General features: G+C 68.1%; 15 protein-coding genes and 1 pseudogene. 10 read left to right on the top strand and 6 right to left on the bottom strand.

Translation table 11 applies throughout. From position 1 onward, the window contains the following. The first annotated feature begins 21 nt into the window (after positions 1-21). From gdhA to M9902_RS10985, 4 genes are all read left to right on the top strand, one after another. Positions 22-1,359, top strand: a complete 1,338-nt coding sequence (gene gdhA / locus M9902_RS11000; RefSeq protein ID WP_297223097.1) for an NADP-specific glutamate dehydrogenase — start codon at positions 22-24, stop codon at positions 1,357-1,359. A 97-nt stretch (positions 1,360-1,456) separates the two neighbouring features. Beyond that, on the top strand, positions 1,457-2,098 hold the full coding sequence (locus tag M9902_RS10995; RefSeq protein ID WP_297222993.1) for a TetR/AcrR family transcriptional regulator: 642 nt from the start codon (positions 1,457-1,459) through the stop codon (positions 2,096-2,098). 132 nt (positions 2,099-2,230) lie between these two features. Next, positions 2,231-2,884, top strand: coding sequence for a protein-L-isoaspartate O-methyltransferase (locus M9902_RS10990; protein ID WP_297222991.1), 654 nt, complete (start codon positions 2,231-2,233; stop codon positions 2,882-2,884). Positions 2,885-2,902: 18 nt separating this feature from the next. Continuing rightward, positions 2,903-4,231 carry a TolC family outer membrane protein gene (locus M9902_RS10985; protein ID WP_297222980.1) on the top strand — a complete coding sequence of 443 codons (1,329 nt, stop codon included), beginning with the start codon at positions 2,903-2,905 and terminating at the stop codon, positions 4,229-4,231. A gap of 3 nt (positions 4,232-4,234) precedes the next feature. Here M9902_RS10985 and waaA read toward each other — a convergent pair whose 3' ends face one another. After that, positions 4,235-5,539, bottom strand: coding sequence for a lipid IV(A) 3-deoxy-D-manno-octulosonic acid transferase (gene waaA / locus M9902_RS10980; protein WP_297222978.1), 1,305 nt, complete (start codon positions 5,537-5,539; stop codon positions 4,235-4,237). A 41-nt stretch (positions 5,540-5,580) separates the two neighbouring features. Here waaA and lpxL point away from each other — a divergent pair, with 41 nt between their 5' ends. Further along, positions 5,581-6,489, top strand: a complete 909-nt coding sequence (gene lpxL, locus M9902_RS10975) for an LpxL/LpxP family Kdo(2)-lipid IV(A) lauroyl/palmitoleoyl acyltransferase (RefSeq protein ID WP_297171936.1) — start codon at positions 5,581-5,583, stop codon at positions 6,487-6,489. Positions 6,490-6,579: 90 nt separating this feature from the next. Here lpxL and phhA read toward each other — a convergent pair whose 3' ends face one another. Then, positions 6,580-7,470 carry a phenylalanine 4-monooxygenase gene (gene phhA, locus M9902_RS10970; RefSeq protein WP_297222976.1) on the bottom strand — a complete coding sequence of 297 codons (891 nt, stop codon included), beginning with the start codon at positions 7,468-7,470 and terminating at the stop codon, positions 6,580-6,582. Positions 7,471-7,601: 131 nt separating this feature from the next. Between phhA and M9902_RS10965 the strand changes: the two genes are divergently transcribed. Next, positions 7,602-8,078, top strand: coding sequence for an Lrp/AsnC family transcriptional regulator (locus M9902_RS10965; RefSeq protein WP_297222974.1), 477 nt, complete (start codon positions 7,602-7,604; stop codon positions 8,076-8,078). A gap of 27 nt (positions 8,079-8,105) precedes the next feature. Here M9902_RS10965 and M9902_RS10960 read toward each other — a convergent pair whose 3' ends face one another. Beyond that, a complete protein-coding gene (locus M9902_RS10960) occupies positions 8,106-9,605 on the bottom strand; it encodes an FAD-dependent oxidoreductase (RefSeq protein WP_297222972.1) in 1,500 nt (499 codons plus the stop codon). A 190-nt stretch (positions 9,606-9,795) separates the two neighbouring features. Between M9902_RS10960 and folE the strand changes: the two genes are divergently transcribed. The 4 genes from folE to M9902_RS10940 are packed head-to-tail and all read left to right on the top strand — an operon-like array spanning position 9,796 to position 11,914. Continuing rightward, positions 9,796-10,407 (top strand): GTP cyclohydrolase I, encoded by a 612-nt coding sequence (gene folE / locus M9902_RS10955; RefSeq protein WP_297222970.1) that lies wholly within the window; start codon positions 9,796-9,798, stop codon positions 10,405-10,407. A gap of 10 nt (positions 10,408-10,417) precedes the next feature. Beyond that, positions 10,418-11,107, top strand: a complete 690-nt coding sequence (locus tag M9902_RS10950; protein WP_297222967.1) for an RNA polymerase sigma factor — start codon at positions 10,418-10,420, stop codon at positions 11,105-11,107. 40 nt (positions 11,108-11,147) lie between these two features. Continuing rightward, entirely contained in the window at positions 11,148-11,492 is a 345-nt protein-coding gene (locus M9902_RS10945) for a hypothetical protein (RefSeq protein WP_297222965.1), read from the top strand. Further along, complete coding sequence (locus M9902_RS10940) at positions 11,489-11,914, top strand: DUF2231 domain-containing protein (RefSeq protein WP_297222963.1); 426 nt, start codon at positions 11,489-11,491, stop codon at positions 11,912-11,914. Before M9902_RS10945 ends, M9902_RS10940 begins: the two co-directional genes overlap by 4 nt. A 102-nt stretch (positions 11,915-12,016) precedes the next feature. Here the strand turns inward: M9902_RS10940 and M9902_RS10935 are convergent. The 3 genes and pseudogenes from M9902_RS10935 to M9902_RS10925 all read right to left on the bottom strand — a co-directional run. Further along, positions 12,017-12,952, bottom strand: a pseudogene (locus M9902_RS10935) (patatin-like phospholipase family protein); the annotation flags it as partial. 104 nt (positions 12,953-13,056) lie between these two features. After that, positions 13,057-13,821 (bottom strand): rhomboid family intramembrane serine protease, encoded by a 765-nt coding sequence (locus M9902_RS10930; RefSeq protein WP_297222961.1) that lies wholly within the window; start codon positions 13,819-13,821, stop codon positions 13,057-13,059. 84 nt (positions 13,822-13,905) lie between these two features. Beyond that, the gene (locus tag M9902_RS10925; RefSeq protein WP_297173795.1) at positions 13,906-14,865 is read right to left on the bottom strand and encodes a TerC family protein; all 960 of its coding nucleotides are present in this window, start codon (positions 14,863-14,865) and stop codon (positions 13,906-13,908) included. Positions 14,866-14,996 lie beyond the last annotated feature (131 nt).

The raw sequence follows: 14,996 nt of genomic DNA, 5'->3' as shown, positions 1-14,996 counted from the left end.
AAAGGATGCCCCGTCGTGCCCCTGCCTTCCCGCGCCGATTTCCTGCAACGCCTGCGCCGGCGCGATCCCGAGCAGCCTGAGTTCCTGCAGGCGGTCAGCGAAGTGACGGCCAGCCTGTGGCCGTTTCTCGAAGTCCACCCGCACTACGCCCGCGCCGGATTGCTGGAACGCCTGGTGGAGCCCGAGCGCGTGCTGCAATTCCGCGTGGCCTGGACCGACGATGCCGGCAACGTGCAGGTCAACCGCGGCTTCCGCGTGCAGCACAGCAGCGCCATCGGGCCGTTCAAGGGCGGGATGCGTTTTCACCCCTCGGTCAACCTGTCGATCCTGAAGTTCCTCGCCTTCGAGCAAACCTTCAAGAATGCGCTGACCACGCTGCCGATGGGCGGTGGCAAGGGCGGCTCGGACTTCGACCCCAAGGGCCGCAGCGAAGGCGAAGTGATGCGGTTCTGTCAGGCGCTGATGCTGGAGCTGCACCGCCACCTCGGCGCCGATACCGATGTCCCCGCCGGCGACATCGGCGTGGGCGAACGTGAGGTCGGCTACATGGCCGGCATGATGAAGAAGCTCGGCAATAGCGCCGCCTGCGCCTTCACCGGCAAGGGCATTGCCTACGGCGGCAGCCTGATGCGGCCCGAGGCAACCGGCTACGGCACGGTCTACTTCGTCGAGCAGATGCTGCACCACGCCCATTGCGAAACCCACGGCGCCCGGGTGCTGATCTCCGGTTCGGGCAATGTTGCCCAGTACGCCTCGCTCAAGGCCTGCGAACTCGGTGGCAGGGTGCTCACTTTCAGCGATTCCAACGGCACCCTGCACGCGCGCGACGGCTTCGATGCAGAGGCCATTGCCACCGTCATGGCGCTGAAGAACCAGCGCCGCGGCCGGCTCGCCGAACTGGGTGAAGACCCGCGTTTCGACTATTTGCCGGGCCGCCGTCCCTGGCAAATCCCCGCCGAGATCGCCCTGCCTTGTGCCACCCAGAACGAGCTGGACGCCGGCGATGCCCGCACCCTGGTGGGCAACGGCGTGCTGTGCGTGGCCGAGGGCGCCAACATGCCCTGTACCCTGGACGCGGTCGATGTGTTCCAGCAGGCCGGCACGCTGTACGCGCCGGGCAAGGCCTCCAACGCCGGCGGCGTCGCCACCTCGGGGCTGGAAATGAGCCAGAACGCGATGCGGCAATCCTGGACCCACGCCGAAGTTGACGAACGCCTGCATCTGATCATGAAGGAGATCCACTTCAACTGCGTCCGCCACGGCACCGGCCGCGACGGGCGCGTGAACTACGTCGATGGCGCCAACATCAGCGGCTTCGTGAAGGTGGCCGACGCGATGCTGGCGCAGGGCGTGACTTGACCGCACCGGCATTGTCGGAACCGCCACGGGCGGTAATTGAACCGATCAGTATGGTATAGTGGGCGCATCGGATAGGCCGGTTCAGTCGATCGTAGAAATGCCCCAAGCCCCGCGCCCCAAGCCCGGCACGCCCGGACGCCCCAAGGACATGCAGAAGCGCGCCGCGATCCTCGCGGCCGCCACCCGGCTGTTCCTGCAGGACGGCTTCGAGCGGGTCAACATGGACCAGATCGCCGCCGATGCCGGGGTCTCCAAACTCACCGTCTACAGCCACTTCGGCGACAAGGACCGGCTGTTCATCGAAGCGGTCCGCGCCCACTGCGAGCAAAGCGTGCCGGATCGGTTGTTCCAGCCGCGGCCCGACCTGCCGCTGCGCAAGCACCTGATCAACATCGGGACCGCCTTCTTCGCGATGGTGATGACGCCCGAAGCGATCGCCGGGTTCCGCATCCTGTGTTCACCGCAGGCGGTCGGCGGCGGGCTGCCGCTACTGGCCTGGGAGGCCGGCCCCAAGCATCTGCAGGAGGCGTTCACCGAACTGCTGCAGCGCCGGATCGCCACCGGCGAGTTGGAGATCGCCGACCCGGCGGCGGCGGCCGGGCACTTCTTCACCCTGCTCAAGGGCGAGCCGCACGCGCAGGCGGTGGTCGGCGTCTGTTGCGGCCCGCGTCCGCCGTCGCCGAAAGCGCACGTGGCCAGCGTCGTGGACCTGTTCCTGCGCGCCTATGGCAAACGCTGAACGCCAGCCACACGCGCGCCCGATGGCGGTGACTTCCGGCACTGCGTGCTGGTGTATCAGCACGGCCAGACTGCGCGGCAACAGGCGGGCTCCGACTACAATGGACGGTTCACCGCAGGAGTACTTCCGGACATGAACATCGACTTCGCCCGCGCCCGCGAAAACATGGTGGAACAGCAAGTTCGCCCCTGGGACGTGCTGAACGTGCGGGTACTCGACACCATCGCCAGCCTGCCGCGCGAGGCCTTCGTCGCGCCGGCACTGCGCGGCATGGCCTACGCCGACACCGAACTGCCGATCGGCCACGGCGAAACCATGATGAAGCCGGTGCTGGAAGGCCGTCTGCTGCAGGCGCTGCTGCCTGACCCGGAAGACAGCGTGCTGGAAATCGGCACCGGCAGTGGCTATCTCACCGCCTGCCTGGCCCGCCTGGCGCGTGAAGTGGTCAGCCTGGAACGCCACGCCGACCTTGCGGACGCCGCACGCGCGCGGCTGGCCGCGCAGGGCTTCGCCAACGTCAGCGTCCACGCCACCGACGTCTTCGCCGGCGCACCCGGTCGCCGCTTCGACGTGATTTGTGTCACTGGTGCGGTGGCCACGCTGCCGTCACAGTTCTGCGACTGGCTGGAGCCCGACGGTCGCATGTTCATCGTGCAGGGTGTTGCGCCGGTGATGGAAGCTTTGCTGGTGCGGCGCGATGTCAACGGTCTTCGCACTACGTCGTTGTTTGAAACCGATCTGCCATATCTCGCGGGTGCCCGGCCCGTTCCCGCGTTCAGTCTGTAACTCCCAAGGAATCGCGTCATGCTGCGTCGCTCCCTCGTCATTGCTCTCGCTCTTGCCCTCGCGCCGCTAGCGGCGCAGGCCGACGATCTGGTGCAGACCTACCAGAACGCGCGTGGCAGCGATCCGCAGTTCGCCCAGGCCGAATCGTCCCGGCTGGTCGCGGCCGAACGTCCGGTGCAGGCGCGCGCGGTCATGCTGCCCAACCTCAGTGGTTCGGTGGGGACCACCCGCATGAACACCGGCGCCGGCAGCAGCCGCACCGGCAGCTGGGGCGTCAATCTGAACCAGACCCTGTTCGACTACGGCAACATCACCGCGCTGCGCGGTGCCAAGGCGCAGGACCGCGCCGGCGGTTTCACCCTGGCCGCTGCCGGCCAGAACCTGATCACCCGCACCTCGGCCGCCTATTTCAACGTGCTGGTGCAGATGGAGACACTGGCCGCCGCCGAGGCCGCCGAATCGGCGGCCAAGAAGCAGTTCGACTACGCCAGCAAGCGGCTGGAAGTGGGCCTGGCGCCGATCACCGACGTCCACGAGGCACGCGCCCAGTACGACGGCGCCCGCGCCAATACCCTGCTGGCACGCAATGCGGTGCAGGACGCCTATCAGGCACTGGTGGAAATCACCAACGCGCCGGTGGCCACGCTCAAGGGACTGCCGGACGACTTCAAGCCCAGCTTGCCCTCCGAGCGCAGCGCCGCCGACTGGGTCAACGAGGCGCTGGCCTCCAATCCCACCCTGCAGGCGCAGCAGGCCAATCTGGAAGCCGCCGAGGCCAACGTGGCCACCGCGCGGTCCAATCACTACCCGACTCTGGGCCTGCATGCCAGCTACGGCAAGGCGCTCACCGGCCTGTACGACCCGCCCTTCATCGGCTCCAACCACGCCACCACCAGCGTCGGCCTGACCCTGAGCATCCCGATCTTCTCCGGCTTTTCCGTGCAGTCCGGCGTGCGTACCGCGCTGGCCCAGCGTGACAGCGCCGCCGACATGCTCGAGCAGACCCGGCGCTCGATCGAACGCAGCACCCGCAGCGCCTATCAGGCGGTCGTCACCGGCATCACCGAGGTTGAAGCACGGCGGCTGGAGGTGGTCTCGGCGCAAAGCGCCTACGATGCCTCGCAGGTCGGGCTGGAAGTGGGCACCCGCACCGTTCTCGACGTGCTCAACAACCAGCGCATCCTGTTCTCGGCGCAGCAGGCCTACGCGCAGGCCAAGTACAGCTTCCTGCAAAGTCGCCTGCTGCTGGAACAGTCCGCCGGTTCGCTCGACGTGGCCGATCTGGAAGACATCAACCGCCTGCTGACCGCCGACAAGCCGATCGACCCGGCGCTGTCCGCGCGCTGAGCCTCAGCCCGCCGTCGGCGCGGCCGGCAACACCGGCGCGATCAGCGCCAGCGTCCGATCCAGCGCGCCGCGCCCGCTTTCCAGCAAGCGCGCCGCATTGGCGGCCATCGTCTCGCGGGCATTGACGTTGTCGAACAGCGCGGCCAGCGCCTGGGCCAATGCCGCGGCATCCTCCACCACCCGCATCGCCTGCGCCTCGCGCAGGCGCTGGGCGATATCGACGAAGTTGTGCAGCTGCGGGCCGCTGAGGATCGCGGTGCCGGTGGCCGCCGGCTCCAGCAGATTGTGGCCACCGATCGGCTGCAGGCTGCCGCCGACGAAGGCGACGCTGGCGCAGGCGTAGAAACTGGTCAGCTCGCCCAGGGTGTCGATCACGAACACGTCGGTCTCCGGCTGCGGCCAGCGTTCGGTGCCGCGGCTGGCCACCCGGAACCCGGCCTCGCGCGCACGCTGGGCGACCGCGCGGAAACGCTCGGGATGGCGCGGCGCCCACAGCAGCAGCGCCGCCGGATGCCGCTCGCGTAGCAGGCGGTGCGCGTCCAGTACCGGCGCTTCCTCGTCTTCGTGGGTGCTGGCGGCGATCCAGACCGGGCGCGGCTGGCCCAGCGCCGCCGCAAACGCGTGCACGAAATCGCCGGTTTGCGGCGGCGGAATGTCGAACTTGAGGTTGCCGGTGACACGGGTGCGCTCGGGCGCCGCCCCCAGGCGCTCGAAGCGACGCGCATCGTCCACTGACTGCGCCGCCACCAGCCGCACCGTCGCCAGTGCGCGCCGGATCAGCGGCGCCAGCACCCGGTAGCCGCGCAGCGAACGTGCCGACAGGCGGGCGTTGAGGATGTGGGTGGGAATCCCGCGATCGCGGCAGCCGAACAGCAGGTTCGGCCACAGCTCGGTTTCCACGATCAGCGCCAGCGCCGGCTGGAATTGGTCGAGGAAGCGCGCCACCGCGCCCGGCAGGTCGTAGGGCAGATAGACGTGGGTGACCGCATCACCCCACAGCTTGCGCACGCGCTCCGAGCCGGTTGGGGTGATCGTCGTTACCACCACCCGCAGATCCGGGCGCAGCGTGCGCAGGCGATCGACCAGCGGCGCGGCGGCATTGACCTCGCCGACCGAGACCGCATGCAGCCACACCGGCGCCGGCGCGCCGGCCGGCGCATAGCTGGCATAGCGTTCGTCCCAGCGCTGGAAATAGGCACGCTGGCGGAACCCGCGCCAGATCAGGTGATACAGCGTGATCGGCACCAGCAGGTACAAGGTGGCCGAGTACAAGGCCCGCAGCACCCGTTCGAGAAAGGCGATCCGCATCCGCCAAGGATAGCGGAGCGGCGCCCGTTAGAATCCCCTTCGTGACCGCCACACCGCCACCGCGCCCCTCGTTCGCCCCGCGCCATTGGCCGGCCTGGCTGGGCGTGGGCCTGTGCGTGGCGCTGGCGCACCTGCCCTGGTCACTGCAACGCGCCCTCGGCGCCGCGCTGGGCCGGCTGGCGCTGCATCTGGCGCGCTCACGCCGCCGCGCGGCCGCGGTCAACCTGACATTGTGCTTCCCGGAATTGAACGAAGCCGAACGCGCCGCCCTGCTGCGTGCCAACTTTCGCGACCTCGGCATCGGCCTGTTCGAATTCGCCCGCGCCTGGTGGGGCCGGATCGCGCCGCTGCGCAACAGCGCGAACATCGAAGGGCTGGAGATCCTGCAACGCCTGCGCGATGAAGGCCGCGGCATCCTGCTGATCTCCGGCCATTTCATGACCCTGGAGACCTGCGGCCGGCTGCTGTGCGACCACATCCCGCTGGCCGGCATGTACCGCCCCTACCGCAACCCGGTGCTGGAATGGGCGGTGCTGCGCGGCCGCCTGCGCTACGCCTGCGCGATGTTCGGCAACCGCGACACCCGCGCCGCCCTGCGCCACCTGAAAAACGGCGGCGTGCTCTGGTACGCACCCGATCAGGACATGCTCGGCAAAGACACCGTGTTCGCCCCGTTCTTCGGCATCCCGGCCGCCACCATCACCGCCACCCACCAGTTCGCGCGCATGACCGGCTGCGCCGTGGTGCCGTTCTTCCATCGCCGCGAAGGCGGACGCTACGCGCTGAAAATCGGTGCGCCGCTGGAACCGTTCCCGACCGCCGACGCCAGCGCCGACACCGCCGCCGTCAACGCCGCCATCGAAGCCATGGTCCGCGAAGCGCCTTCGCAATACCTGTGGCTGCACCGCCGCTTCAAACGCCAGCCGGACGGGAAATCGCGGTATGCATGAGGCGGGGCGGCGGCCAGATCAATGGAATCCTTGCTTTTTCAACCGCCAACCTCGCCATCTTGCCCATCCGCGCTCAGACGCGCGCCACCCTCAGACGTCGCCGTCGGCCGGCCAGCCTTCGCCGCTGCCGCGCTGGAACACGTGGTCGCCGTCCTGCACGCTGCCGGCGGCCAGCAGCGGCTGCTGCGCCACCCGCGCATAGATCGGCGTGAAATCCGGCTGCGTGGCTTCGATCAGCTGTTCATAGCTGTCGATGACGAAATAGGTCTTCTGGTAGCTGTCGATCCGGTAGCGGGTGCGCATGATCCGCTCCAAGTCGAACTGGATCCGGTTCGGAGAGGCGCTTTCCACGCTGTAGACCGACTCGCCCGCCGAGCTGGCGATGCCGGCGCCGTAGATCCGCATCTGGCCGTGTTCGCACATCAGCCCGAATTCGACCGTGTACCAGTACAGCCGCGCCAGCTGCATCAATGCGTCTTGCCCGAGCCCGTGGGCCTTGACCCCGCCCTGGCCGTAGGCGACCAGATAATCGGCGAAGTCCTGGTCCATCAGCGGCGGCACGTGGCCGAACAGGTCGTGGAACAGGTCGGGTTCGGCGATGTAGTCGATCTGGTCCGGGCGGCGGATCCACCAGGTGACGGGAAAACGCCGATTGGCCAGATGGGTGAAGAAATCCAGCTCCGGCAGCAGGCCCTCGACGCCGACGATCTGCCAGCCGGTGGTATCCCCGAGGATCTTGTTCAACTCGGAAAACTTCGGAATCCGGTCCGGCGTCATCCGCATCGTGTCCTGCGCGCGCAGGAAAGCATCGCAGGCGCGGCCCGGCAGCACCGCGCGCTGGCGCGCGTACAGCTGGCGCCAGACGTCGTGGTCAATCGCGCTGTATTCGTCCCACGGCTGTTCGACGATGCCGGTGGTGTAGACCGGGACCGAACCGCGGTCGGTCTGGACGTTTTCGATGCGGCGGGGCTGGGCGTTCATGGGCGTGCCTTTGGCAAACGAGGGTGCACCGGCCAGCATAGTCGAGCGTTCGCGCAAATTGTGTGTGAAATTGCTCGATTTCGCGTGGTTGACGCAATAACATTGCGTGAACTGCGCGAGATGAGGTGGAAATGTCTGCTGCCGTGCTGGATCGCATCGACTTGCAGCTGCTGGCACTGCTGCAGCGAGAAGGACGGCACACCAATGCCGAGCTGGCCGAGAAAGTGCACCTGTCAGCCTCGGCCTGCCTGCGCCGGGTGCAGCGGCTGGAACGCGAGGGCGTGATCATCGGCTACCGCGCCGAGGTGGATCCGGAGCGATTGGGGCTGGGCCTGCAGGCCTTCGTGCGGGTGCAGCTGAAAAGCCACGATGCGGCGCGGGTGGAGGCGTTCGCGCGGCAGGTCAATCGCTGGCCCGAGGTGGTGGCTTGCCACGCCCTGACCGGCGACATGGATTACCTGCTGCACGTCGTCGTCAGCGGGCTGGAGCACTTCTCGCATTTTCTGCTCGACCACCTGCTGGCGCAGGGCGACGTTGGCGACGTCAATTCCAGCTTCGTCCTGCGCACGGTCAAACAGGCGCGGGCGCTGGGGCTGCCGTCGGCGTAAAGACGGCGCGGGCCAGCGCGGGCGGGGCTATTGCAGCTGCGCCTGCAATTCCAGCAACTGGCGGTCGCGGCCGATCGCGGCGGCGGCGATCAGCGCACCGTCGCGGTAATAGCGGGCGAGACAGTCGTTGTCGGCGGGCGCACCGTCGAGTTCCACCGAGGTCCAGCCGCGGCCGTGACCGAGATAGCGCAGGTCGGTGCCGTAGTGGTGGGTCCAGAAGAACGGCGGATCGTCGAAGGCGCGGGCAGCGCCCAGCAGGTTGTCGGCCACGCACTGGCCCATGCGCTCGGCGTGGACCCAATGCTCGACCCGCGCCCGACCACCGCCGTGCGGATAGCTGGCCACGTCGCCGGCGGCGTAGATGCCGGCTGCCGAGGTGCGCAGGAACGGATCGACGAGGATGCCGTTGTCCACCGCCAGCCCGGCCGCCTGCGCAAGCGCGGTGCGCGGCTTGACGCCGACGCCGACCAGCACCGCATCGGCGTCAATCGTGCTGCCGTCGGCCAGGGTCAGGGTCTTGCCGTCGAAGGATTGGGTCTGGGCCTGCAGATGGAATTGCACGCCCTGATCCTGATGGCGCTTGAGCAGATCGTGGGCCAGCGTATCGCCGACAATCCGCGCCAGCGGCAACGCCTCGGGCGCGATCACATGCACGGCCAGCCCACGCGAGCGCAACGCGCCGGCGGCCTCCAGGCCGATGAAGCCGGCGCCGACGATAGCCACCGATTTGGCGTGTTCGATCCCGGCCAGCAGCGCCCGTGAATCCGCCTGCGAGCGCAGTGCGTAGACATTGGGCAGGTCGAAGCCGGGCAGCGGCAGGTGGTTGGGCTCGGCGCCGGTGGCCAGCAGCAGGGCGTCGTAATCGAAGTGTTCGCCGGCGGCAGTCGTCACCCGGTGCGCGTCTGCGTCAATCGCTGTCACCTTGCAATTCAGGTGCAGGTCGATCCGGTTGTCGGTGTAGAACTCCGGTGCCTGCAACGGGATCCAGGCTTCGTCGGCGGTGCCCGCCAGATAATCCTTGGACAGGTTGGGGCGGTCGCAGGGCGGATCGGCGTCGGCGCTGAGCAGGGTGACGCTGCCCGGGAAACCGCGCTCGCGCAGCCGCTGCGCGCAGGCAAACGCGGCCGCGCCGCCGCCGACGATCAGCACGCGCCCCGGAACCGCCGTGGTCGGCGTCGGCGCAGGCGCTGGCGCCGGGTCCTGCGCGCTGCGCACATAGGCCCTGTCACCTTCGACCTCGACCGTCCAGCAGGCCAAGGGCGCGAACGCCGGCGCCTTCAGCGCTTGCCCGGTGCGCAGGCTGAAGCAGGCGTGGTGCCAGGGGCAGCGGATCTCGTCGCCCACCCGCAGCCCTTCACCCAGCGGGCCGCCGTAGTGGGTGCAGCTGGCGGAAACCGCGTGCAATTGGCCCTGGACGCGCGCCAGCAGCACCGGCGCGTCGCCGACGTGGCCGGACAGCACGCCGGTCTCGGGGATGGAGGACAGGGCCACGCCCTGGGTGAAATCGAGATCGCTGTTGGCCGCCATGGGGCCCTCCGGTTGCGATGGCTGAAGCTGAGGATGCACACAAGCTGGATGCAATCGGCGTGAAAACGGTTCCCGGGATCGCGCGTTCGCACGGGGTCCTTGCGCGGCGGGAACTTTTTTTGCCCGCGGTGCGTCAGCCGTGAAACCCCATCGGAACGAGGCTGCAATGTTCGAACAGGCTCCGCATAGCGTGACCATCCTTGCCCGGACTGCGATTGCAGAGCCGGAGAGCATCGAAACTCCGCAACCCACCCGCGCCGAAGCCGAAGCGGCGGTGCGCACGCTGATCCGCTGGGCCGGTGACGATCCAACCCGCGAAGGTCTGCGCGACACCCCGTCACGGGTGGTGCGGGCCTACGGCGAATGGTTCGAGGGCTATCGGCGTGATCCCGCCAAGCTCCTCGGCCGCCGCTTCGCTGCGTCCGGCTATGACGATCTGGTGGTGCTGCGCGACATCCCGGTACAGTCGGTGTGCGAGCACCATATGGCGGCGATCCAGGGCGTGGCGCAGGTGGCCTACCTGCCGGGCGACGAGGTGGTCGGCATTTCCAAGCTGGCGCGGCTGGTCGATGCCTATGCGCGGCGGCTGCAGATCCAGGAACGACTGACCGCGGAAATCGCCGACACTCTGCAACGCGAGCTCCGCCCACGCGGCGTGGCGGTGCTGATCCGGGCCAGCCATGGCTGCATGACCACACGCGGCGTGCACAGCCACGGCACCAGCATGGTGACGCGGCGCTTGCTGGGCGAATGTGCGCACGAGCCGCATCGCAGTGATGTCCTCAAGCTGCTGTCGGCGTGAAGGAGAGGCGATGAAAACCGGATCGGCAGGCACCGCGCGCGAGTACGCCGCGCTGGATGACGCGCAGCTGGCGGCGTGCGTGCGCAATGGGGAACGCGAGGCGTTCCGGCAGATCACCCAGCGCTGCAACCAGCGCCTGTTCCGGGTGGTGCGCGGGGTCATCCGCGACGAGGCCGAGGCCGAGGACGTGGTGCAGGAGGCGTACCTGCACGCCTATCAAAAGATCGGCAGCTTCCGCGGCGAGGCGTCACTGGCGACCTGGCTGACCCGGATTGCGCTCAACGAAGCCTACGGCCGCCTGCGGCAGAGGCACGAGACCTTGAATATCGATGACATGGAGCCGGTGGCCGAGATGGACAACGTGGTGGCATTTCCGGGCGCGAATGAAGACCCGCTCCGGATGGCTGAGAACGCGCAGCTGCGACGCTGGCTGGAAGGCGCGATCGACGCGCTGCCGGAGGGCTTCCGGCTGGTCTACCTGCTGCGCGACGTGGAGGGCTGTTCGGTCGCGGAAACCGCGACGACGCTGGAGCTGCGCGAGGAAACCGTGAAAACCCGCCTGCATCGCGCCCGCAAGCAGTTGCGCAGTGCATTGGAAGACAAGGTGACGGCCGCGCGCGGCGGCGTGTTCGAGTTCATGGGCGCGCGCTGCGCGCGCGTCACCGAGGCGGTGATGGCGCGGATCGCGGTCCTGCCCTGAGCCCCATCGTTTCGATACATCAGGCATAAGGAGTCTGAAGATGTTGCTGTATGCATTGCTGGTGTTTCTGGTCGGCGCCTGCGGCGGCCTGGTTCTGGCCTCGTTCGTCCTGCGTGGACGCTTCGCGCCGTGGGCGGTGTCGCTGCTGCACGCGCTGCTGGGCGCCACGGGCATCGTGCTGCTGATCCTGGCGGTGATGCTGGACAACCTCGGCGCCCTGCCGCTGGTGGCACTGGGGTTGTTCCTGATCACGGCCGGCTTCGGCTTCTTTCTCGCCACGCTGCATTTCGATCAAAAGGTGGCGATGAAAAGATACGTGCTCACCCACGCCGGTTTTGCCGTGACGTCGGTGATCGTGCTGCTGGTGGCGGTGCTGCTGGGATGAAACATCCCCTGCATCCGGCCCTGGTCCACATCCCGGTGGCCTGTTGGCTGCTGGCACCGCTGGCGGATTTCGGGGCGCTGCTGCGCTGGCCGGAGCAGTTGGCGCTGGCGTCTGCCGGGCTGGCGGGCATCGGCTGCGCCTTTGGTCTGCTGGCCGCAGGGGCGGGGATGTTCGAATTGGTGAAACTGGGGCCCGAGCACCCGGCCAGCAGGACGGCGATGCGGCACATGGGTTGCGCGCTGCTGACCTGGTGCCTGTTCGCCGCCAGCCTCGTGCTGCGCGCCCGCGACGGCGCGTGGGGCGTAGCGGGCCCCGCTGTGCTGGCGCTGGATGCGGCCGGCCTGCTGGGGGTGTTGATCACCGGCTGGCTGGGCGGGACGCTGGTGTACGTCTACGGTGTCGGGGTCCGCGAGCGCGCCTGAGCCGGCACCGCTTCAGTCGCTTTTGCAGCTTTGCCGCCAGGGGGAGAACCAGTGCCTTTGTGGCGTGCAGGCAACCGGCGATGCGGGCGCCGGCTGCGGTGGCCGGGCCTGCGCGGCCTGCGCGCGCGCCGCTTCCATGCGCGCCGTTTGCACGGCGGCCAGGCGGTCGCGGAGCTGCGGCAGCGCGGCCTGCAGCGCACGCTCGCCTTCGAGGATCGCGCGCTGCTTCTGGTCAAAATCGGTCGGGCCGATGTCGTTGACCGCCGGCCGAACCACCACGTCGGCGCGCTTGAGCTCCTCGGCGGCCAGGCGCTGGCCCATGATGCGGATGCTCTGGTTGACGTTGCCGAGCAGGCTGTAGGGCGTGGCGCTGGCGCCGGTGGCCTTGCTGCCGATGTCGACCGCGATCACGAAGTCGGCGCCGAGCGCGCGCGCCGCATCCACCGGCACCGGGCTGACCACGCCGCCATCGACGTAGTGCCAACGCCCGATCGTCACCGCCTCGAACACCCCGGGCACGGCGCTGGAAGCACGCACCGCCTGGCCGACATTGCCGCGCCGGAACACCGTCGGCTTGCCGTCCTCCAGCCGCGTCGCCACCGCCGCGAACGGGATCGGCAGGCGTTCGATCGGACGATTGCCGACCTGCGCATTGACGTAGTCCTCGAGTTTCTGCCCCTTGATCAGGCCGCCGGAAAACAGGCTGACGTCGCGGATCTGCGCTTCATCCAGCGCCACCGCATGTTCCTGCAGCGCGTAGGCGTCCATGCCGCTGGCATAGAGCGCGCCGACCACGCTGCCGGCGCTGGTGCCGGTGACGATCACCGGCTTGATGCCGTTGGCTTCCAGCATCTTGATCACGCCGATATGGGCAAAGCCCTTGGCCGCGCCGCCGCCGAGGGCCAGCGCAATGCGCAGCGGCGGCAGTGCGGGCGTGGCGATGGTGGCGGGAGCCGTCACGACCGCAGGCGCAGGCGGCGTCGACGCACAGCCGGCGAGCAAGGTGGCGAACAGGGCGAACAGGAGGTTGCGAATCATGATCGGATGCAGGCAAGTCGATGCAACGCCGGCATGCCGCATGCGGCACCGGGCAAGGGTCGCCAGCATACGCGTCGCACTCGCAACGCCAGCACAACCGCGATTCAGTCGCCCGTGCGCTTGAACGGCAGCACGTTGCCGGTGGTCTCGGTCCCGCCATCGCGATGCCAGATCACCGGCACGTCGTCGGGGGCGCGGGTTTCGAAGGTATCGAAGCCGGCCTGCGCCTGCTGGCGTTCCAGTTCTTCCTCGATTTCCCAGCTGTACTTCTTGCGTGCCGGCAGCGGATCGCTGCGGCGGAACAGGAAGGCCGCCAGGATCCCGGCCAGCGCGCCGCCCAGGTGCGATTCCCAGGACACCCCGACCTCGCGCGGGAAGATCGTCAACAGCATGCTGCCGTAGAGGAAGAACGCGATCATGCCGGCCGCGATCGAAGCACGGTCGCGGCGCAGCAGGCCGAGCACGAACACCAGGAACATCAAGCCGTGGCCGATCCCGCTGGCGCCCAGGTGATGGGAATCAGGTTCGCCCAGCAGCCAGGCGCCCAGCCCCGAGCCCAGCCACAGCAGCGGCAAGGCGCGCAGGGTGGCCTTCGGATAGACGATCCCGGACAGGGTTCCCAGCAGGAACAAGGCGCCGCTGTTGGCGAGGATGTGCTTGAACGAGCCGTGCAACAGCGGTGCGGTCAGCAGACCGAGCAAGCCCTCCGGCGACTGCGGCGTTACCGTCAAAAAGGTCCAGTCGAAGGTCTGCTGGAGCCCGAAGCACAGCCACAACAGCGCAACTCCCAGCCCGCTGGCGACCACCGCACGCCGCATCCGGCGGCGGTCGACCTGTTTCTGTGCGGCGGCGGTCAGTGGCGGCGACATGGCCTTGATGTGGGGCGGCGCGCGCGCGAATGCAAGCAAGTGACCGAACCTGCCTCGCGGCGTAGGCGCACCGCGATCCCGGCGTCAACGCCCTGCGGGCGCGGGCGCCGGTCGCAGCAGGCTCAGTGCAATCGTGCTGCCGATGATCACTGCCACCACCGCCAGCGCCAGCAGCACCGGCAGTTTGTAAACGTCGATCAGCAGCATCTTCGCGCCAATGAAGACCAGCACCAGCGCCAGGCCATAGGGCAGCAGATGGAATCGATCGGCCATGCCCTGCAGCAGGAAGAACATCGCACGCAGGCCGAGCACCGCGAACACGTTCGAGGTCAGTACGATGAACGGGTCGGTGGTGATCGCGAAAATCGCCGGGATCGAATCCACCGCGAAAATGACGTCGGTGACGCCCAGCATCACGATCACGATCAACAGCGGGGTGAACTTGCGGCGCGTGCCGTGGCCGATCCACAGCGCGCTGCCGTAGTAGCGGCGCAGGAATGGGACGTGGGCGGTCAGCCAGCGCAGCACCGGGTTGCTGTTCAGGTCCGGCCCCTGCCCGGAGGCGCGCCACATCTTGACGCCGGTCGCCAGCAGGAAGATGCCGAAGATGTACAACAGCCAGTGGAATTTCTGCAGCAGCAGCGCACCGGCGAAGATCAGGATCGCGCGCAGCACGATCGCGCCGAGGATGCCGATCACCAGCGCGCGCTGGCGCTGCAGCTCCGGAACCGCGAAATAATTGAACAACATCAGGAACACGAAGATGTTGTCGACCGCCAGCGCCTTTTCCACCAGATAGCCGGTCAGGAACTCCATCCCGATTTCGTTGCCGACTGCCGCGCCCAGACGTTGCCCGGTGTGCCACCACAGCCAGGCGTTGAAGCTCATTGCCAGCGCGACCCAGCCCACGCTCCACCACGCGGCTTCCTTGAACGAGACCTTGTGCGGCCCGCCGTGCCGCATCAGCGCAAAATCCGCGACCAGCGCCAGCAAGGTGACGCCGGCGAACACCAGCCACAGCAAGGGTGTCCCGATTGTTTGCATGCCAACTCCGCCTTCGTGAGTGACGGACGTGTCCATGCGGGAGGCAAGGAAGGGGCACGCTTCGCCAATCGGCGAAGGTCTCACCCACAGGCGGTCGGCCTGCCGCAGCGCCGGGGCTTATGGCCCGTCTT

The organism is Thermomonas sp. (assembly GCF_023953935.1).
Taxonomy (GTDB): domain Bacteria; phylum Pseudomonadota; class Gammaproteobacteria; order Xanthomonadales; family Xanthomonadaceae; genus Thermomonas.
The sequence above is the reverse complement of the archived record's forward strand: the minus strand, read 5'-3'. Positions and strand labels throughout refer to the sequence as shown.

Coding starts and splice junctions, on each gene's coding strand:
- M9902_RS10995 (WP_297222993.1), top strand. CDS start 1,457: ATGCCCCAAGCCCCGCGCCCCAAGCCCGGCACGCCCGGACGCCCCAAG.
- M9902_RS10940 (WP_297222963.1), top strand. CDS start 11,489: ATGAAACATCCCCTGCATCCGGCCCTGGTCCACATCCCGGTGGCCTGT.
- M9902_RS10990 (WP_297222991.1), top strand. CDS start 2,231: ATGAACATCGACTTCGCCCGCGCCCGCGAAAACATGGTGGAACAGCAA.
- M9902_RS10965 (WP_297222974.1), top strand. CDS start 7,602: ATGTCTGCTGCCGTGCTGGATCGCATCGACTTGCAGCTGCTGGCACTG.
- M9902_RS10945 (WP_297222965.1), top strand. CDS start 11,148: ATGTTGCTGTATGCATTGCTGGTGTTTCTGGTCGGCGCCTGCGGCGGC.
- M9902_RS10950 (WP_297222967.1), top strand. CDS start 10,418: ATGAAAACCGGATCGGCAGGCACCGCGCGCGAGTACGCCGCGCTGGAT.
- phhA (WP_297222976.1), bottom strand. CDS start 7,470: ATGAACGCCCAGCCCCGCCGCATCGAAAACGTCCAGACCGACCGCGGT.
- waaA (WP_297222978.1), bottom strand. CDS start 5,539: ATGCGGATCGCCTTTCTCGAACGGGTGCTGCGGGCCTTGTACTCGGCC.
- M9902_RS10985 (WP_297222980.1), top strand. CDS start 2,903: ATGCTGCGTCGCTCCCTCGTCATTGCTCTCGCTCTTGCCCTCGCGCCG.
- M9902_RS10925 (WP_297173795.1), bottom strand. CDS start 14,865: ATGCAAACAATCGGGACACCCTTGCTGTGGCTGGTGTTCGCCGGCGTC.
- M9902_RS10930 (WP_297222961.1), bottom strand. CDS start 13,821: ATGTCGCCGCCACTGACCGCCGCCGCACAGAAACAGGTCGACCGCCGC.
- M9902_RS10960 (WP_297222972.1), bottom strand. CDS start 9,605: ATGGCGGCCAACAGCGATCTCGATTTCACCCAGGGCGTGGCCCTGTCC.